The 18,499-nt window shown below is 73.5% G+C and carries 13 protein-coding genes and 1 riboswitch; of the genes, 7 read left to right on the top strand and 6 right to left on the bottom strand.

All coding sequences use genetic code 11. The annotated features are described in order from the left end of the window. Positions 1-2: 2 nt before the first annotated feature. The 4 genes from ACF07N_RS20160 to ACF07N_RS20145 form a co-directional block, all read right to left on the bottom strand. Complete coding sequence (locus tag ACF07N_RS20160) at positions 3-683, bottom strand: response regulator (protein ID WP_383339230.1); 681 nt, start codon at positions 681-683, stop codon at positions 3-5. After that, a complete protein-coding gene (locus ACF07N_RS20155) occupies positions 683-2,353 on the bottom strand; it encodes an ATP-binding protein (RefSeq protein ID WP_392114658.1) in 1,671 nt (556 codons plus the stop codon). The genes ACF07N_RS20160 and ACF07N_RS20155 overlap by 1 nt, the downstream gene beginning before the upstream one ends. Positions 2,354-2,471: 118 nt before the next feature. Next, on the bottom strand, positions 2,472-3,416 hold the full coding sequence (locus ACF07N_RS20150; RefSeq protein ID WP_392114655.1) for a sucrase ferredoxin: 945 nt from the start codon (positions 3,414-3,416) through the stop codon (positions 2,472-2,474). Positions 3,417-3,469: 53 nt separating this feature from the next. After that, positions 3,470-4,762 (bottom strand): citrate synthase, encoded by a 1,293-nt coding sequence (locus ACF07N_RS20145; protein ID WP_392114652.1) that lies wholly within the window; start codon positions 4,760-4,762, stop codon positions 3,470-3,472. 112 nt (positions 4,763-4,874) lie between these two features. Between ACF07N_RS20145 and ACF07N_RS20140 the strand changes: the two genes are divergently transcribed. Next, positions 4,875-6,035, top strand: coding sequence for a citrate synthase (locus ACF07N_RS20140; RefSeq protein WP_392114649.1), 1,161 nt, complete (start codon positions 4,875-4,877; stop codon positions 6,033-6,035). Positions 6,036-6,196: 161 nt separating this feature from the next. Then, on the top strand, positions 6,197-7,282 hold the full coding sequence (locus ACF07N_RS20135) for a CobW family GTP-binding protein (RefSeq protein ID WP_383585673.1): 1,086 nt from the start codon (positions 6,197-6,199) through the stop codon (positions 7,280-7,282). 62 nt (positions 7,283-7,344) lie between these two features. Here ACF07N_RS20135 and ACF07N_RS20130 read toward each other — a convergent pair whose 3' ends face one another. Continuing rightward, the gene (locus ACF07N_RS20130) at positions 7,345-9,801 is read right to left on the bottom strand and encodes a DNA topoisomerase (ATP-hydrolyzing) subunit A (RefSeq protein ID WP_392114645.1); all 2,457 of its coding nucleotides are present in this window, start codon (positions 9,799-9,801) and stop codon (positions 7,345-7,347) included. A gap of 219 nt (positions 9,802-10,020) precedes the next feature. Between ACF07N_RS20130 and ACF07N_RS20125 the strand changes: the two genes are divergently transcribed. From ACF07N_RS20125 to ACF07N_RS20110, 4 genes are all read left to right on the top strand, one after another. Beyond that, positions 10,021-11,424 (top strand): M16 family metallopeptidase, encoded by a 1,404-nt coding sequence (locus ACF07N_RS20125; RefSeq protein ID WP_383330704.1) that lies wholly within the window; start codon positions 10,021-10,023, stop codon positions 11,422-11,424. Then, positions 11,421-12,809: a M16 family metallopeptidase gene (locus tag ACF07N_RS20120; RefSeq protein ID WP_392114641.1), complete on the top strand. Its 1,389-nt coding sequence runs from the start codon at positions 11,421-11,423 to the stop codon at positions 12,807-12,809. The genes ACF07N_RS20125 and ACF07N_RS20120 overlap by 4 nt, the downstream gene beginning before the upstream one ends. A 192-nt stretch (positions 12,810-13,001) precedes the next feature. Beyond that, a riboswitch (cyclic di-AMP (ydaO/yuaA leader) is annotated at positions 13,002-13,167 on the top strand. 12 nt (positions 13,168-13,179) lie between these two features. Further along, complete coding sequence (locus tag ACF07N_RS20115; RefSeq protein ID WP_392114638.1) at positions 13,180-13,968, top strand: M23 family metallopeptidase; 789 nt, start codon at positions 13,180-13,182, stop codon at positions 13,966-13,968. A gap of 188 nt (positions 13,969-14,156) precedes the next feature. After that, positions 14,157-14,852 carry a GntR family transcriptional regulator gene (locus tag ACF07N_RS20110; protein ID WP_392114635.1) on the top strand — a complete coding sequence of 232 codons (696 nt, stop codon included), beginning with the start codon at positions 14,157-14,159 and terminating at the stop codon, positions 14,850-14,852. Positions 14,853-15,028: 176 nt separating this feature from the next. Here ACF07N_RS20110 and ACF07N_RS20105 read toward each other — a convergent pair whose 3' ends face one another. After that, positions 15,029-15,310 carry an HPr family phosphocarrier protein gene (locus tag ACF07N_RS20105; protein ID WP_003993478.1) on the bottom strand — a complete coding sequence of 94 codons (282 nt, stop codon included), beginning with the start codon at positions 15,308-15,310 and terminating at the stop codon, positions 15,029-15,031. 174 nt (positions 15,311-15,484) lie between these two features. Here ACF07N_RS20105 and ACF07N_RS20100 point away from each other — a divergent pair, with 174 nt between their 5' ends. Then, positions 15,485-18,451, top strand: a complete 2,967-nt coding sequence (locus ACF07N_RS20100) for a GNAT family N-acetyltransferase (protein ID WP_392114631.1) — start codon at positions 15,485-15,487, stop codon at positions 18,449-18,451. Positions 18,452-18,499: the final 48 nt, after the last annotated feature.

Genomic DNA, 18,499 nt, shown 5'->3' with positions numbered 1-18,499 from the left:
CGCTACGGGCGGGTCGCCCACACGTAACGGTGCTCCGGGCGGCCCGCGTCGCCGTACTTGAGGGTGAGCCGCGCCCGGCCGGTGCGCTCCAGGAGCTTGAGGTAGCGCTGGGCGGTCTGGCGGCTCACCCCGGTCCGTTCGGCGATCTCCTGGGCGGACAGCGGCCCGTCGGCGTTCATCAGGGACTGCCGGACCAGCTCCGCGGTGGTGGGGGAGTGCCCCTTGGGCAGGGCAGGCTCCGCCCCGGCCGACAGAGCCCCGAAGATCCGGTCCACCTCCGCCTGCTCCGCCTCCCCGCCGCCGTCGAGGGTGCGGCGCAACTCCGCGTACGCCTCCAGCTTGGCGCGCAGGCCGGCGAAGGCGAACGGCTTGACCAGGTACTGCAGGGCACCGTGCCGCATCGCCTCCTGCACGGTGGACACGTCCCGGGCCGCCGTCACCATGATCACGTCGGTCCGGTGACCGCGCCGCCGCATCTCCCGCACGACCGCCAGCCCGGTCTCGTCGGGCAGGTAGTGGTCCAGCAGCACCAGGTCCAGCCGGGGCAGCGTCTCCATCTGGCGCAGCGCGTCGGCGGCGCTGTGGGCCTCGCCGGCGACGTGGAATCCCGGCACCTTCTCGACGTAGGCGGCGTTGACCCGGGCGACCCTGGTGTCGTCGTCCACGACCAGGACCTCGATCATCACGACCCCTCCTCGGTGTCTCGCGCAACGGACGGCACGGTCAGGGCCGCCTCGGGTCCCGGCTCGGCCAGTGCCTCGGGCAGGACGACGGTGAACTCCGCGCCCCCGCCGTGCGCCTCGCCGACGGTCGCGCTGCCGCCCTGCCGCTCGGCGAGCCTACGCACCAGCGACAGCCCGATGCCCCGCTCCCGGTGGGCCGGCGGCTTCTTCGTGGACCAGCCCTCGGTGAAGACCGACTCGCGGTGCTCCGGCGGGATCCCCGGGCCCGTGTCGCGCACGCGGAGGGTCGCCGTACGGCCCTCGGTGCGCAGTTCCACCTCCACGCGCGCGTCCGGGGTGCCCGCGACGGCGTCCAGGGCGTTGTCCACCAGGTTGCCCACGACCGTGACCAGGCCCTGCGGGTCGACCAGCCGGTCGGGCAGCCGGGTCCGGTCCGACACCCCGAGGGCGACGCCCCGCTCGGCCGCCACGGTCGCCTTGCCCACCAGCAGGGCGGCGAGCAGCGGGTCCTCGATCCGCTCGGTGATCTGCTCGGAGGTGGCCCGGTGGTCGCCGACCACCTCGCCGACGAAGTCGACCGCGTCGTCGTACATCTCCAGTTCCAGCAGCCCCAGGAGGGTGTGCATCCGGTTGGCGTGTTCGTGGTCCTGGGCGCGCAGGGCGTCGATCAGACCACGGGTGGAGTCCAGTTCGCGGCCCAGCTGCTCCAGCTCGGTCCGGTCGCGCAGGGTCGCCACGGCCCCGCCGTCGTCGGTGGGCATCCGGTTGGCGACCAGCACGCGCTGGCCCCGCACCGTGAGCAGGTCGGTGCCGGTCACGCGTCCGGCCAGGACGTCGGCCGTACGGCCCGCGCCCAGCGCCTCGTCGGGGGTACGGCCCACCGTCGTCTCCCCGAGGCCCAGCAGGCGCTGCGCCTCGTCGTTGACGAGCCGGATGCGGCCGGTGCGGTCCAGGGCGACGACGCCCTCGCGGATGCCGTGCAGCATCGCCTCCCGTTCCGACAGCAGCGCGGCGATGTCCGAGAAGGCCAGGTCCCTGGTCTGCCGTTGCACGCGCCGGGAGATCAGCCAGGCCGCGAGTGCCCCCACGGCCAGGGCGCCGCCGGCATAGGCGAGCAGGCCCGGGATCGCGTGGACGAGCCGGGCCCGGACGCTGTCGTAGGCGATACCGACCGACACCGCGCCGACCACCGCGCCGTCGTCGTCGCGCAGCGGCACCTTGCCCCGGGCGGAGCGGCCCAGGGTGCCGTCGTCGATCTCCATGACCTCGTGGCCGGCCAGGGCGCGGCCGGGGTCGGTGGAGACGATGCCGCCGATCTGCTTCGGGTCGGTGTGGGACCAGCGCACGCCCCGCCAGTCCATCACCACGACGTACTCGGCCCCGGTGACCTCCCGGATGCGCTCCGCCTCCCGCTGCACCGGGCCGTCCGGTGCGGGCGGCGTGTCCCGCAGGTCCTGCGCGAGCCCGGGGTGCTGCGCCGTGGTCTGGGCGATCGCCAGCGCGCGGCGCATCGCCTGGTCGTCCAGCTGGTCACCGAGGGGTGCGAGGAAAAGCCCGGTCGCGAGGACCGCGACTCCCGCGGCGATGGCCACCTGCATCAGCAGCACCTGCGAGAACACCCGCCGCGGCAGGCCGAGGCGCAGGCGGCGTGCGGGGGGAGTGGGGCTCATACCGAAGACGGTACGTGCGGCTGCCCGCCGGCCGTAACGGGTGTGGCATGGATCTCTTGATCAACGCACAGCTTGCTGATCAATGTGTGGATCGGCATGGACCCGCCGGCCGTGCCGGTCAGCTCGCCAGGGCCGCCGTCATCCTCAGTTCGCGCACCGCCACGACGTCCATACGCGCCGGTGACCCCAGGACCGACGCCCCGCAGCTCTCCGGGCGGGGCGGCAGCGCGGCGCTCTGGGCCACGTCGACCTGCCAGCGGCGTCCGTCGGCGTGGGCGACGGTCACCTCCCAGCGCGGAGCCGCTCCGGCCGTCCGTACGACCCTCAGCGCCTCCGCCGCGTACTCGCCGGTGCCGGTCCGCACGGCGAGTTCGGCGGCCTGCCCGGGCCGCTCCCAGGCCGAGTTGCCCCGGCAGCCGTCGACGACGATCCGCCCCTCCCGCGCCCCGTGCAGCACCTCCTTGAGGAGGTGCGCCTCGGCCCGCCCGTAGGCATAGCCGTACGGCAGCACCAGCACCGTCGGGGAGAAACGGTGACCACCCAGATGGGTGACCTCCCAGATGCCCTCCAGGCCCGAGGCGGCGAGTTCGGCGGCCAGGGGGCGGCCGAGGAGGGCGCAGCAGCGGTCGCGCTTGCCGTTGGTGCACACGAGCGCCAGCGGGTCACCGTCGTGGGGTTGTCCGCCGAGCAGTGTGTCGAAGCCGTCGTGGTCGCCCCGGCCGAGTGCGGCGAAGTCGAGGTCGAGCAGCCGCGCGGGATCCGTGAGGGTGGCGGTGTGCAGCCACACCCGGCCCGGCACGGTGTGCGCCGCGTACACACGACGGCTCGAGGGCATGCGGCGATCGGCGTGGCGCCCGGGGCGGCGGATCAGCGCGATCCGCACGCCCGTGTCCTGCGCGGCCGCTTCCAGGGCACGGCCCACCACGGGGTCCAGGTGGCTCGAGGTGAGCGCCTTGGCACCCCACGGACCGGGCTGCTCCAGCAGGAGCCAGGTCCTCGCGGTGGCCGCGGTTCCCGAAACGGGCTCGTCGGAGTCCCGGGAGACGCTTGAGCACGTACTCACAGAGGTGAGCCTAACCTGACTTGTGGCGGTCTTCCTGCCGGGGCCGCCCCGGCCTACTCCGGCAGTGGCTGCGGCGGCTTCGGGCCGGCGTAGAGACCGCTCGGGCGCATTCGCAGCGGTGACTCCCCGTACTCCTCCAGGGCGTGGGCGATCCAGCCCGCCGTACGCGCCACCGCGAAGATCGTCTCGCCCGCCGCCGGGGGCATCCCGCTGGACGCGGTGAGCACGGCGAGCGCGAGGTCGACGTTGGCGTGCAGCGGGGCGTGCCGGGCGGCGGTGTCGACGACGTCGCGGGCGGCGAGCAGGGCCGGCTCGGCGCGCGGGACATCCTCGAGCAGGGTGAACAGGGCACGCGCGCGCGGGTCCTCGCCCGGGTACAGCCGGTGCCCGAGTCCCGGGATGCGGCGGCCGGCGCGCAGCTCGTCCGCGATCACCGGTCCCGCGTCGCCCTGGTCGAGCACGTCCAGCAGCATCCGGTGGGCGAGCCCGCTGGCCGCGCCGTGCAGCGGACCCTCGATCACGCCGAGTCCGGCGGAGACGGCCGCGTAGGCGTGGGCACGCGCCGACGCAGCGACCCGCACCGCGAGGGTGGAGGCGGCCAGGTCGTGGTCGGCGAGCAGGGCGAGGGCGGTGTCCAGGGCGCGCAGGGACGCCTCGTCGCCCTCCCGCGGGGACAGCCGGGTCCACAGGCGGTGGGCCAGGGGGCCCGGCTCACGGCGGTCGTCGCTGTGGGTGTCGTGGCGGTCGTCCCGGCGGTCGCGTCCCGCCGGTGGCAGGGCGGCGACGAGTGTCGGGATGAGGGTGCGTGCCGTGCCGAGCACGGCGTCCTCGGACAGGTCGAAGCGCAGCGGGTCCGCGGTGGCGGCGGCGATCGTCGCGACGCGCAGCAGGTCGGCGGGTGCGGCGTGATCCGGCAGGGCGTCGACGGCACGGCGGGCGACGGCCACGGACCGGGCGGGCGCGGTGAACGTGCTGCCCGGCCGCATCCGGCCCGTCCACAGCCACTCGGCGACCTCCTCGTAGCTGTGCCGCGTGGCCAGCTCCACCGCGTCGACGCCACGGAAGTAGTACCGGTCGCTGTCGATGAGGGTGAGGCGGGTCCGCACGGACAGGTCGCCGCCGGATCCCGGACCGCCCCCGCTGTCCCGTCTGTTGCGCCGGGCGAGCGCCTCGACTTCCCGGGCGTCGAAGGTGCTGCCCCGGCCGCCGCTGCCCCGGCGGCTGCTGAGCTGGCCGCGGCTGACGTACGCGTACACGGTCTCCGGCTTCACGCCGAGCAGCTCGGCGGCCTCCTTGGTGCTCAGCCGCCGCCCCGGGCCGAGGGGGGCGGTGTCTTGATCGCGCATGGGGGTCACCGTATCCGTCTCTGGAAAGCATTGACGCATATATTGATTCAATCAATGTTGACAGAGCTCCAGTCAAGCATGGACAGTCGAATCAAGTTCAAGGGAGGAAGACATGTCCGTCAACAGGTCCGCAGCCGCTCTTGTCGAGGTACCGCGGGGACTCGCCGGTGTCGTCGTCACCGACACCCGGATCGGAGACGTCCGCGGTCTCGAGGGCTTCTACCACTACCGCCAGTACTCGGCCGTCGACCTCGCGCGGACCCGCAGCTTCGAGGACGTCTGGCACCTGCTCGTGCACGGCGACCTCCCCGACGCCCGGCGGAGCGCGGCCTTCGCCCGTGAGACGGCGGCACTGCGGCACCTGCCCGACGAGGTGCGCGCGGCCCTGCCGGCCGTCGCCGCGGCCGGCGGGCGTTCCGGCCCGCTCGCCGGGATGCGCACGGCGCTCTCGCTGCTGGGCGCGGCGAAGGGATTCCGCCCGGTGTACGACATCGACGCCGAGCAGCGCCGGCGGGACGCGCTCGACGCGGCGGCGGCCGTGCCCACGCTGCTCACCGCCCTGTACCGGCTGGGGCAGGGGCTAGATCCGGTGGAGCCGCGTGCGGACCTCTCCTACGCGGCGAACTACCTCTACATGCTGACCGGCGCGGTACCGGACCAGGAGCACGCCCGGGCCGTCGAGCAGTACCTGATCTCCACCATTGACCACGGATCCAACGCGTCGACCTTCACGGCCCGGGTGATCGCCTCGACGGGGGCCGACGTGGCGGCCTGCCTCGCGGGAGCCGTGGCGGCGCTGTCGGGGCCCCTGCACGGGGGCGCGCCCAGCCGGGCGCTGGACACGCTGGACGCCATCGGCACCCCGGACCGCATCGACTCCTGGGTGCGCGGGCGGGTGCTCGCCGGCGAGCGCATCATGGGCTTCGGGCACGCGGTCTACCGCACCGAGGACCCGAGGTCGCGGATGCTGCGCGAGGTCGCCCAGAAGTTCGGCGGACCGCGGGTGGACTTCGCCGTGCAGGTCGAGCGGCACGTCGAGGCGATCCTGGCGGAGCTGAAACCCGGCCGTGAACTCCACACCAACGTCGAGTACTACGCGGGCGTGGTCATGGAACTCTGCGGCCTGCCCCGTGAGATGTTCACCCCGACCTTCGCCGCCGCGCGAGTGGTCGGCTGGAGCGCCAACATCCTGGAACAGGCGGAGGACACGAAGATCATCCGGCCGGTGGCGCGCTACGTGGGCCCGGCGGCGCCGGCACCGGTTCCCGCCTGAGCGGGCCGGCCGAGGGGCGCCCTCAGGGGGCTCGCCCGCGGCACCCCGACGACCGCGCCCGGGCGTGATCTACCCGCTCGTATGCTGGGACGGCATCCCCAACTCGTACGTGTGCCGGCGGTCCGAGCCGGTGCGCGCGTCGGCGTGAAAGAGGTCGCACGGTGAGTCAGCCGAGCCCCCAACCGCAGCAGATCCCGGTCGTCGTCCTGGCCGGCTTCCTCGGCTCGGGGAAGACGACGCTGCTCAATCACCTCCTCCACCGCAGCGGCGGAAGCCGCATCGGCGCCATCGTCAACGACTTCGGGGCCATCGAGATCGACGCGATGGCCGTCGCCGGAGCGCTCGGCGACTCGACGGTCTCCCTGGGCAACGGGTGCCTGTGCTGCGCGGTCGACGCGAGCGAGCTCGACCAGTACCTGGAGAAACTCGCGGACCCCTCCCTCGGCACGGACGTCGTCGTCATCGAGGCCAGCGGCCTCGCCGAACCGCAGGAACTGGTGCGGATGCTCCTCGCCAGCGAGCACCCGGGCATCGTCTACGGCGGGCTCGTCGAGGTCGTCGACGCGGCCGAGTTCGACGCCACCCGGACCCGGCACCCCGAGATCGACCGGCACCTCGCGCTGGCGGACCTCGTCGTGGTCAACAAGCTGGACCGGGCGGCGGACGGCGAACGCGTCCTCGGTCTCGTCCGGTCCCTGGTGGACGGCGCCGCCGTCGTCCCGGCCACCTACGGCCGGATCGACCCCGAGTTCCTCTTCGACTGCCGGCCGAGCGAGGAACGCGTCGGGCAGCTGTCCTTCGACGACCTGCACGCGCACGGCGGGCCCGGCGAGGACGACGAGCACGCCGGTCACCTGCACAGCGCCTACGACAGCCTGTCGTTCAGCTCGCCGGAGCCCCTCGACCCGCGGCGGCTGATGGAGTTCCTCGACAGCCGCCCGGAGGGCCTGTACCGGATCAAGGGGTATGTCGGCTTCGGCCCGTACGACGTGCGCAACCGCTACGCCGTGCACGCCGTCGGGCGGTTCCTGCGCTTCTACCCGGAGCCCTGGCCGGCCGGCGAGGAGCGCCTCACCCAGCTGGTCCTCATCGGCTCGGGCATCGACGCACCCGCTCTCGCCGAGCGGCTCGACGCCTGCCGCAGCGACGCCCCGCACGCCGACGAGCACGGCATGTGGGGCGTCCTGCGGTACGTACGCGACGCCGGGGAGGATCCCGCGGAACCGGACGACGCCGACCGGGCCTAGGCCCGCCCGGCGAGGACCCGGGAACCGGGCCCGGGCCGGCCGGCGCGCATCCCGGAACCGGCCTAGGCCGGCCCGGCCACCACCGCGACGGTCTTCGCCAGGGACACGCCCGAACCGTCCCGCCGCGGGTCGATCTCCGGCAGCTCGGCCGGGCTGCCGTTCTTCTGCGCGGCCAGCGCGGGAGCGGGGCCCGCCCAGGCGAGGGACAGGCAGTCCTCGCCCTTCAGGAACCGCTGGCAGCGCACACCGCCGGTGGCCCGGCCCTTGCGCGGGTACTGGTCGAACGGCGTGAGCTTGGCCGTCGTCTGGACCGAGTCGTCCAGCGTGCCGCGCGAACCGGCGACCGTGAAGACCACCGCGTCCGCCGCCGGGTCCACCGCCGTGAAGGAGATGACCTTCGCGCCCTCGGAGAGCTTGATGCCCGCCACGCCACCGGCCGGACGGCCCTGCGGGCGCACCTGGGCGGCCTGGAAGCGCAGCAGCTGGGCGTCGTCGGTGATGAAGACCAGGTCCTCCTCGCCCGTGCGCAGCTCGACCGCGCCGACGATCCGGTCGCCCTCCTTGAGGGTGATCACCTCCAGCTCCTCCTTGTTGGCCGGATAGTCCGGCACGACGCGCTTCACGACCCCCTGGGCCGTGCCCAGCGCGAGGCCGGGCGACGACTCGTCGAGCGTCGTCAGGCAGACCACCGTCTCGTCGTCCTCCAGGGAGACGAACTCCGCCAGCGGGGCGCCCCCCGCGAGGTTCGGCGTCGGCATCGACTCGGGGAGCATCGGCAGGTCGACCACGTTCACCCGCAGGAGCCGGCCCGCCGAGGTCACCACGCCGATCTCGCCGCGCGCGGTGGCCGGCACCGCCGAGACGATCACGTCGTGCTTCGCGCGCCTGGCGCCGGAGCCCTCCGGGAACGGGTCGCCGTTCGCCGTGCGGGCCAGCAGCCCCGTCGACGACAGCAGCACCCGGCACGGGTCGTCGGCCACCTGCAGCGGCACGGCCGCGACCGGGGCGCCGCCCGACTCCAGCAGGACCGTACGCCGGTCGGTGCCGAACTTCTTCGCGACCGTGGCCAGTTCGGAGGAGACCAGCTTGCGCAGCTCCGCGTCCGAGTCGAGGATCCGGGTCAGCTCCTCGATCTCGGCGGTGAGCCGCTCCTTCTCCGTCTCCAGTTCGATGCGGTCGTACTTGGTCAGGCGGCGCAGCGGCGTGTCGAGGATGTACTGGGTCTGCACCTCGCTCAGCGAGAACTGCTCCATCAGGCGCTGCTTGGCCTGCGCGGAGTTCTCACTGGAGCGGATCAGCCGGATGACCTCGTCGATGTCCAGCAGGGCGGTGAGCAGGCCCTCGACCAGGTGAAGCCGGTCGCGCTTCTTGCCGCGGCGGAACTCCGAGCGCCGCCGCACGACGGTGAACCGGTGGTCGAGGTAGACCTCCAGCAGTTCCTTCAGACCCAGCGTGAGCGGCTGGCCGTCCACCAGGGCGACGTTGTTGATGCCGAAGGACTCCTCCATCGGCGTCAGCTTGTACAGCTGCTCCAGCACCGCCTCCGGCACGAAGCCGTTCTTGATCTCGATGACCAGGCGCAGGCCGTGCTCGCGGTCGGTGAGGTCCTTGACGTCGGCGATGCCCTGGAGCTTCTTCGAACCGACCAGGTCCTTGATCTTGGCGATGACCTTCTCCGGGCCGACCGCGAAGGGCAGCTCGGTGACGATCAGGCCCTTGCGGCGGGCCGTGACCTGCTCCACGGAGACGGTCGCGCGCATCTTGAACGTGCCGCGGCCGCTCTCGTAGGCGTCCCGGATGCCGGACAGGCCGACGATGCGGCCGCCGGTCGGCAGGTCCGGTCCCGGCACGTGCTTCATCAAGGCGTCGAGGTCCGCGTTCGGATGGCGGATCAGGTGCCGGGCGGCGGCGATGACCTCGCGCAGGTTGTGCGGCGGCATGTTCGTGGCCATGCCGACCGCGATGCCCGAGGCGCCGTTGACCAGGAGGTTCGGGAAGGCGGCCGGCAGGGCGGCCGGCTCCTGCTCCTGGCCGTCGTAGTTGGGGTTGAAGTCGACCGTGTCCTCGTCGATCGACTCCGTCATCAGGCTCGTGGCCTCGGCCATCCGGCACTCGGTGTACCGCATGGCGGCGGGCGGGTCGTCGTTGCCCAGCGAGCCGAAGTTGCCGTGGCCGTCGACCAGGGGGACCCGCATCGAGAAGGGCTGGGCCATGCGCACCAGGGCGTCGTAGATCGACGCGTCGCCGTGCGGGTGCAGCTTGCCCATCACCTCGCCGACGACACGGGCGCACTTGACGTACCCGCGCTCGGGGCGCAGGCCCATCTCGCTCATCTGGTAGACGATGCGCCGGTGCACCGGCTTCAGGCCGTCGCGGGCGTCCGGCAGGGCCCGGGAGTAGATGACCGAGTACGCGTACTCGAGGAAGGAGCCCTGCATCTCGTCGACGACGTCGATGTCGAGGATCCGCTCCTCGTACGAGTCGTCGGGCGGCGGGGTCTTCGTGCTGCGGCGGGCCATCGCTGCCGGCTCCTTGCTGCTGCGATCCGGATCTGACGCCGACCATTGTGGACCGCCGCAGTGACAACCGGGACCAGCACCCGGTACCGAAGGCCCTTCGCGGTCCGCGGACCACGTCGCCGCCGGGAACTTCACCAGGCCTCCGCACGCTTGCATACAGTGGCAGGACCGGCAGGAAACCGCGGTCGGGAAGACCGCTCCGCGATCGAAGGGACGTACATGCCCATGGGTCACACGGCCACAGCCCAGGCAGGCTCCGGAGGCCTGACAGCGACCGAGCACCGCCTGGCCAACGGTCTGCGCGTGGTGCTCTCCGAGGACCACCTGACCCCCGTCGCGGCGGTGTGCCTCTGGTACGACGTCGGTTCACGTCACGAAGTCAAGGGGCGTACCGGCCTGGCTCACCTCTTCGAGCACCTGATGTTCCAGGGCTCCGCCCAGGTGAAGGGCAACGGCCACTTCGAACTCGTCCAGGGCGCGGGCGGCTCGCTGAACGGCACCACCAGCTTCGAACGGACCAACTACTTCGAGACCATGCCCGCCCACCAGCTGGAGCTCGCCCTCTGGCTGGAGGCCGACCGCATGGGCTCCCTGCTCGCCGCCCTGGACGACGAGTCGATGGAGAACCAGCGGGACGTCGTGAAGAACGAGCGCCGCCAGCGCTACGACAACGTCCCCTACGGCACCGCCTTCGAGAAGCTCACCGCCCTCGCCTACCCCGAGGGCCACCCCTACCACCACACCCCCATCGGCTCCATGGCCGACCTGGACGCGGCCACCCTGGAGGACGCGCGCGCGTTCTTCCGCACCTACTACGCGCCGAACAACGCCGTGCTCTCCGTGGTCGGCGACATCGACCCCGAGCAGACGCTGGCCTGGATCGAGAAGTACTTCGGCTCCATCCCCGGGCACGACGGCAAGCCCGCGCCGCGGGACGGCTCGCTGCCCGAGATCATCGGCGAGCAGCTGCGCGAGGTCGTCGAGGAGGACGTCCCGGCGCGCGCCCTGATGGCCGCCTACCGCCTGCCGCACGACGGCACGCGCGCGTGCGACGCGGCCGACCTGGCCCTCACGGTCCTCGGCGGCGGTGAGTCCTCCCGCCTCTACAACCGCCTGGTGCGCCGCGACCGTACGGCCGTCGCGGCGGGCTTCGGCCTGCTGCGGCTGGCCGGGGCGCCGTCCCTGGGCTGGCTGGACGTGAAGACGTCCGGCGACGTGGAGGTGCCGGTCATCGAGGCCGCCATCGACGAGGAGCTCGCCCGGTTCGCCGAGGAGGGCCCCACGGCCGAGGAGATGGAGCGCGCCCAGGCCCAGCTGGAGCGCGAATGGCTGGACCGGCTCGGCACGGTCGCCGGCCGCGCCGACGAACTGTGCCGCTACGCCGTGCTGTTCGGCGACCCGCAGCTGGCGCTGACCGCCGTGCAGCGCGTGCTGGAGGTGACGGCGGAGGAGGTCCAGGAGGTCGCCAAGGCCCGCCTGCGCCCCGACAACCGCGCGGTGCTCGTCTACGAGCCCGTCGCCGACGAGAACGCCGGCGCGACCGCCGGCGAGACCGACGACGCCGACACCGCCGGGGAGACCGCAGCCGCGGCCGGCGACGAGAACGAGGAGGCGGCCAAGTGACCGAGCTGGCCACGATGGACTTCCACCCCCGGCCGCAGGCGGGCGAGGCCCGGCCCTGGGCCTTCCCGGCCCCCGAGCGCGGCACGCTCGACAACGGCCTGACGGTGCTGCGCTGCCACCGCCCGGGCCAGCAGGTCGTCGCCGTGGAGGTGTTGCTGGACGCACCCCTGGACGCCGAGCCGGCCGGCCTGGACGGCGTGGCCACGATCATGGCGCGGGCCTTCTCCGAGGGCACCGACAAGCACTCCGCCGAGGAGTTCGCGGCCGAGCTGGAGCGGGCCGGGGCCACCCTCGACGCGCACGCGGACCACCCCGGGGTCCGGATCAGCCTGGAGGTCCCCGCCTCCCGGCTCACCAAGGGCCTCGGCCTGATCGCCGACGCCCTCCGGGCGCCCGCGTTCGCGGACAGCGAGGTCGAGCGCCTGGTCCGCAACCGCCTCGACGAGATCCCGCACGAGCTGGCCAACCCCTCCCGCCGCGCGGCCAAGGAGCTCTCCAGGCAGCTGTTCCCGGCGGACTCGCGCATGTCGCGGCCCCGGCAGGGCACCGAGGAGACGGTCGCCGCGATCGACTCCGCTGCCGTGCGCGCCTTCTACGAGAAGCACGTCCGCCCCGCCACGGCCACGGCCGTGGTGGTCGGCGACCTCACGGGCATCGACCTGGACGCCCTGCTCGGCGACACGCTGGGCGCCTGGACCGGCTCCTCGGCCGAGCCGCGCCCGGTGCCGCCGGTGACCGCCGACGACACGGGCCGGGTCGTCATCGTGGACCGCCCGGGCGCCGTCCAGACGCAGCTGCTGATCGGCCGGATCGGCCCGGACCGGCACGACCGCGTCTGGCCCGCCCAGGTGCTCGGCACGTACTGCCTCGGCGGCACCCTCACCTCCCGCCTGGACCGCGTCCTGCGCGAGGAGAAGGGCTACACCTACGGCGTGCGGTCCTTCGCGCAGGTGCTGCGGTCGGCGCCCGACGGCAGCGGTGCCTCCATGCTCGCCATCAGCGGGTCCGTGGACACCCCCAACACCGGCCCGGCGCTGCAGGACCTGTGGACGGTGCTGCGCACCCTCGCCGCGGAGGGACTGACCGACGCCGAGCGGGACGTCGCCGTGCAGAACCTGGTCGGCGTGGCGCCGCTGAAGTACGAGACCGCCGCGGCCGTCGCGAGCACGCTCGCCGACCAGGTCGAGCAGCACCTGCCCGACGACTACCAGGCCACGCTGTACCGCGAGTTGGCCGCGACCGGCACGGTGGAGGCCACGGCGGCGGTCGTCAGCGCCTTCCCCGTGGACCGTCTGGTGACCGTCCTCGTCGGTGACGCGGCGCAGATCAAGGCGCCTGTGGAGGCCCTCGGCATCGGCGACGTCACGGTCGTCGCCGCCGAGTAGCGGCACGCGCGCGAAGGAGCCCTGGTCGCCTTCGAAGGCACCAGGGCTCCTTTATGCCCGAATTGGGGCGGGAGTTGCCTGTCTGCCCTGTGGGATGCGCTACAAAACGCCCGATCCGTTTGGGATTTGAAAGTGGCGCCGCTTAGCGTCGTCCGGGCTGTTCGTCAGGCAGTGCGCCGCACCCGCGGCACCGGACAGTCATCGCCGAGTCCCCGTACGGCGCGAGCCAGGGGAGCCGGGGACCCAACCGCAGTCCCTGGGGTGAATCGGACGCCCGCGCGAGTCGCGAGGGCATCCGTAGGAGACCTTCCTGCTCCGAACCCGTCAGCTAACCCGGTAGGCGAGAGGGAAGGAAAGGACCAGCCACTTCATGGCGTTCACACGCGCCACCGGCAAGCATCGCCGTCCCAGCAGGATCCAGCGCGGCACCGCCCGCGCGGCGGGCGTCGCGGCTCTCGCCACCACCGGCGTGATCGGCACCGTCGCCGGCCCGGCCTTCGCCGCCAACGAGCCCGCCGTCGAGCAGACCGGCCTCACCCCCGTCATCACCATGGGCGACACGGTGGCCCAGCAGATCGACGCCCAGGCCGTCGCGCAGAAGCAGGCGGCCGAGGAGGCCGCCGCCGTGAAGAAGGCTGAGGAGGCCGCGCGGGAGCGCGCCGTCGAGGCGGCGAAGAAGGCCAAGGAGGCCGCCGAGAAGGCCCGCGAGGCCAAGGAGCGCGCCGCCCGCGAGGCCGAGCGCAAGCGCCTCAACAGCTACGTCTCCCCGATCCCGGGCTCCTACGTGTCCACCGGCTACAAGGCCGGCGGCGCCGTCTGGTCCTCCGGCAGCCACACCGGCATCGACTTCCACGCGGCCACCGGCACCTCCGTCCACGCGGTCGGCGCGGGCACGGTCGTCGAGGCCGGCTGGGGCGGTGCCTACGGCAACCAGGTCGTGATCAAGATGAACGACGGGACGTACACCCAGTACGGCCACCTGTCGTCCGTCGGCGTCTCGGCCGGCCAGCAGGTCACCCCGGGCCAGCAGATCGGCCTGTCCGGCGCGACCGGCAACGTCACCGGCCCGCACCTGCACTTCGAGGCCCGCACGAGCCCCGAGTACGGCTCGGACATCGACCCCCTCGCCTACCTCCGCTCGCACGGCGTCAGCCTCTGACGGCACCCGCAGCGCATCCGAAAGGCCCCGGCTCACCGAGCCGGGGCCTTTCGGCATTCCCGGGACCCGCTGTCCAAAAAATATCCATGGATTCCGGGCTGCCGTCGGAAATTCCGGCTGATTGCAATAGAGTCACGGAACACACGTCACTCGTCGACGTTTCACGGGGATTAAGCGGAGGTCGGGTCATGCGTATTCCCGCGCACTCGGTGTGCACGGCCATCCGGGACGACATCGTCGCGGGTGTCCACGAGCGCGGCAGCCGGCTCACCGAGGAACTCCTCGCCCGCCGCTACGGCGTTTCGCGCGTCCCCGTCCGGGAGGCCCTGCGCACGCTGGAGGCCGAGGGCTTCGTGGTGACCCGGCGGCACGCGGGCGCGTGCGTGGCCGAACCCACCGAGCAGGAGGCGGCGGACCTGCTGGAGATGCGGACGCTGCTGGAGCCGCTGGGCGCCGCCCGGGCGGCGCAGCGCCGCACCGAGGCCCATCTGAAGGTCCTGCGCGGTCTGGTCCGGCTGGGCCAGGAGCGCGCCCGCCGGGGCACCAGCGACGACCTGCGCTCTCTGGACGGCTGGTTCCACGAGACGCTGGCCCAGGCCTCCGGCAGCCCCGCTCTGATCACGATGCTCACGCAGCTGCGCCACAAGATCGCCTGGATGTACGCGGTGGAGGCGCCGGCCGACCCGGCCCAGTCCTGGGTCGAGCACGGCGCGATCGTGGACGCGGTGGCGCGCGGCGACACCGAGCGCGCGCGGGCGGTCACGGCGCTGCACACGGAGCGCGCCACGGCCGCACACCGGCTGCGGCTCGTCGTCGCCGGGGAACGCGGCGAGCGTGTGAGGAACTCGCAACATCCCGTAAACACGGCGAGCCCGCGTCATTAACACGCAAGCCGTATACAAAGAGGAGCCCATTCGCGGGGCGTTATTTCTGCTGCCCTTTTACCGGCAGGCAGGCCCGGGCGTCAGCACGTGAATTGCAGAGCCCGCATCCCGGAATGCGGGAAGCCGCGCCGGCCGTAAAGGCCGACGCGGCTTCACCGTGAAAACCGCTCGAGGACTCAGACGGTCTCGGGCAGCTCCTCAAGACCCTCGGAGACCAGCTTCGCGAGCCGGTCCAGGGCGGCGTCCGCGCCCTCGGCGTCCGAGGCGAGGACGATCTCCTCGCCTCCCTGGGCGCCGAGGCCCAGGACGGCGAGCATGGAGGCCGCGTTGACGGGGTTGCCGTCTGCCTTGGCGATCGTCACCGGGACGCCTGCGGCCGTGGCGGCTCGGACGAAGATGGAGGCGGGGCGGGCGTGGAGGCCCTCGGCCCAGCCGACGTTGACGCGGCGCTCAGCCATGTGTTGCTGCCCTTCGCTGTTCAGGGTTGTCTAGACCAGTTTCCCACACGTGAAGCCGGGGGCGGACCTGTCGTTCCGCCCCGCGGGTGCCGTCGGATCGCGGCCTCGACCCGACTGACGCCCTCCACAGACTGCCTCGCGCCGTTGTCAGGCGCTAGCCGTACTCTGGGGCCCATGCAGACCTCGCCGGACCGGCACGAGTATCCCGCCCACTGGGAGGCCGACGTGGTGCTGCGCGACGGTGGCACCGCGCGCATCCGGCCCATCACCGTCGATGACGCCGAGCGTCTGGTCAGCTTCTACGAGCAGGTCTCCGACGAGTCGAAGTACTACCGCTTCTTCGCGCCGTACCCTCGCCTGTCCGCCAAGGACGTCCACCGCTTCACGCACCACGACTTTGTGGACCGGGTGGGACTCGCGGCCACGGTCGGCGGCGAGTTCATCGCCACCGTACGCTACGACCGGATCGGCCCGGACGGGACGCCCGCGTCCGGGCCCGCCGACGAGGCCGAGGTCGCCTTCCTCGTGCAGGACGCCCACCAGGGCCGCGGCGTCGCCTCCGCCCTGCTCGAACACATCGCCGCCGTCGCCCGCGAGCGCGGCATCCGCCGCTTCGCCGCCGAGGTGCTGCCCGCCAACACCAAGATGATCAAGGTGTTCACGGACGCCGGGTACACCCAGCAGCGCAGCTTCGAGGACGGCGTGGTCCGCCTGGAGTTCGACCTGGAGCCCACCGACCGCTCCCTCGCCGTGCAGTACGCGCGCGAGCACCGCGCCGAGGCCCGGTCCGTGCAGCGGCTGCTCGCCCCCGGCTCGGTCGCCGTCATCGGCGCCGGGCGCACCCCGGGCGGCGTGGGCCGCAGCGTCCTCGGCAACATCCGGGACGCCGGCTTCACCGGCCGCCTGTACGCCGTGAACAGGGCCCTGCCCGAGGGGCAGAAGGAGCTCGACGGAGTGCCGGCCCACCGTTCCGTGCGGGACATCGACGGCCCCGTGGACCTCGCGGTCGTCGCCGTGCCGGCCGACCACGTCCCCGAGGTCGTCACCGAGTGCGGCGAACACGGCGTGCAGGGGCTCGTGGTCGTCTCCGCCGGGTACGCCGAGAGCGGCCCCGAGGGGCGCGAACGCCAGCGCGCCCTGGTGCGGCAGGCGCGCACCCACGGCATGCGGATCATCGGCCCCAACGCCTTCGGCATCATCAACACCTCCCCCCGGGTGCGGCTCAACGCCTCCCTCGCCCCCGAGGTGCCGCGCCCGGGCCGGATCGGCCTGTTCGCCCAGTCCGGCGCCATCGGCATCGCCCTGCTGTCCCGGCTGCACCGGCGCGGCGGCGGCGTCACGGGGGTCACCGGCGTCTCCACGTTCGTCTCCTCCGGCAACCGCGCCGACGTCTCCGGCAACGACGTCCTGCAGTACTGGTACGAGGACCCGGACACCGACGTCGTCCTCATGTACCTGGAGTCGATCGGCAACCCCCGCAAGTTCACCCGCCTCGCCCGCCGGACGGCCGCGGCCAAGCCGCTGGTCGTCGTCCAGGGCGCCCGGCACGGGGCCGCGCCCCAGGGACACGCCGTACGCGCGACCCGGCTGCCGCACGCGACGGTCTCGGCCCTGCTGCGGCAGGCCGGTGTGATCCGGGTCGACACGATCACCGAGCTGGTGGACGCCGGCCTGCTCCTCGCCCGCCAGCCCCTGCCGGCCGGTCCCCGGGTGGCGATCCTCGGCAACTCCGAGTCGCTCGGCCTGCTCACGTACGACGCGTGCCTCGCCGAGGGCCTGCGGCCGCACCCGCCGCAGGACCTGACCACGGCCGCCTCGGCCGCGGACTTCCACGCGGCGCTGTCCCGCGCGCTGTCCGACGACCGGTGCGACGCGGTGGTCGTCACCGCCATACCGTCGGTGGGGGAGGGCTCGGTCGGGGACGCGGCCCTGGCCCAGGCCCTCCGCTCGGCCGCGGCCGCCGCACCGGCCAAGCCGGTCCTGGTGGTCCACGTCGAGCTGGGCGGCCTGGCGGAGGCCCTGTCGGCGGCGGCGAGCACGGCGCCGCAGGCCGGGACGGGGCAGCCGGCCCAGCCCGCCCCCGAGCCGACGCCGTCCGCGCCCGAGCCCGGATCCGCCGCGGCACAGCAGCCCGCGCCCGAGCCGACGCCGCCCCCGCCCGCGTCCGCGTCCGCCGCGGCACGGCCGCCCGCGCCCGGGTTCGGCACGGCACGGCCGCCCGCCCCCGAGCCGGCCTCCGCCGCGGCACGGCCGCCCGTCGGTGAGGCCCCCGACGGCACCCACCTCATCCCCGCCTACCCCGCCGCGGAACGCGCCGTCCGTGCCCTCGCCCAGGCCGTCGGCTACGCGCAGTGGCGGCGCGACGCCGCCGACCCCGGCAAGGTCCCCGAGTACGACGACATCGACGAGAAGGGCGCCGCCGTCCTGATCGACGGGCTGCTGGCGCGCGGGCAGGGCCTCACGCTCGGCGCGGACGAGACCTGCGACCTGCTCGGCCACTACGGCATCGAGGTCCACCGCGCCCTGCCGGCCCCGACGGCGGACGCCGCCGCGCAGGCCGCCCGCACCCTCGGCTACCCGGTGGCCCTCAAGGCCACCGCCCCGCACCTGAGGCACCGCGCCGACCTGGGCGGCGTCCGCCTCGACCTCGCCGACGAGGAACAACTGCGCCGCTCGTACGCCGAGTTGACCGAGCTGTTCGGCGCGCCGGACGAGCTGCGCCCCGTCGTGCAGCGGATGGCGCCGCGCGGCGTGGACGTCGTCGTCCGGGCCGTCATCGACCCGGCGGCCGGCGCGGTGCTCTCCTTCGGGCTGGCCGGAGCCGCCTCGCAACTGCTCGGGGACACGGCGCACCGGCTGATCCCCGTCACCGACCGCGAGGCGAACACCCTGGTGCGCTCCATCCGCACCGCGCCCCTGCTGTTCGGCTGGCGCGGCTCCGCACCCGCCGACACCCGTGCCCTGGAGGAGCTGCTGCTGCGCGTCTCCCGGCTGGTCGACGACCACCCCGAGGTGGTGGCGGTCACCCTGGAGCCGGTCGTCGTCGCCGCGCGCGGCCTGAGCGTCCTGGGCGCCTCCGTCCGCCTCGCGCCGCCACCCGCCCGCGACGACCTCGGTCCGCGGACCCTCCCCGCGTACTGAGCGCACCCTCCCCGCGCACGGACCGGGGGCGAGCGGTGCCTCGCAGTC

It is taken from the genome of Streptomyces sp. NPDC015242 (assembly GCF_043079125.1).
Classification (GTDB): Bacteria; Actinomycetota; Actinomycetes; order Streptomycetales; family Streptomycetaceae; genus Streptomyces.
This window is presented reverse-complemented; position numbering and strand designations above follow the sequence as displayed.

Excerpts from the sequence above, each read along its gene's own strand:
- ACF07N_RS20160 (WP_383339230.1), bottom strand. The coding sequence starts at position 683 with ATGATCGAGGTCCTGGTCGTGGACGACGACACCAGGGTCGCCCGGGTC.
- ACF07N_RS20155 (WP_392114658.1), bottom strand. The coding sequence starts at position 2,353 with ATGAGCCCCACTCCCCCCGCACGCCGCCTGCGCCTCGGCCTGCCGCGG.
- ACF07N_RS20145 (WP_392114652.1), bottom strand. The coding sequence starts at position 4,762 with ATGCGCGATCAAGACACCGCCCCCCTCGGCCCGGGGCGGCGGCTGAGC.
- ACF07N_RS20140 (WP_392114649.1), top strand. The coding sequence starts at position 4,875 with ATGTCCGTCAACAGGTCCGCAGCCGCTCTTGTCGAGGTACCGCGGGGA.
- ACF07N_RS20130 (WP_392114645.1), bottom strand. The coding sequence starts at position 9,801 with ATGGCCCGCCGCAGCACGAAGACCCCGCCGCCCGACGACTCGTACGAG.
- ACF07N_RS20125 (WP_383330704.1), top strand. The coding sequence starts at position 10,021 with ATGCCCATGGGTCACACGGCCACAGCCCAGGCAGGCTCCGGAGGCCTG.
- ACF07N_RS20115 (WP_392114638.1), top strand. The coding sequence starts at position 13,180 with ATGGCGTTCACACGCGCCACCGGCAAGCATCGCCGTCCCAGCAGGATC.
- ACF07N_RS20110 (WP_392114635.1), top strand. The coding sequence starts at position 14,157 with ATGCGTATTCCCGCGCACTCGGTGTGCACGGCCATCCGGGACGACATC.
- ACF07N_RS20105 (WP_003993478.1), bottom strand. The coding sequence starts at position 15,310 with ATGGCTGAGCGCCGCGTCAACGTCGGCTGGGCCGAGGGCCTCCACGCC.
- ACF07N_RS20100 (WP_392114631.1), top strand. The coding sequence starts at position 15,485 with ATGCAGACCTCGCCGGACCGGCACGAGTATCCCGCCCACTGGGAGGCC.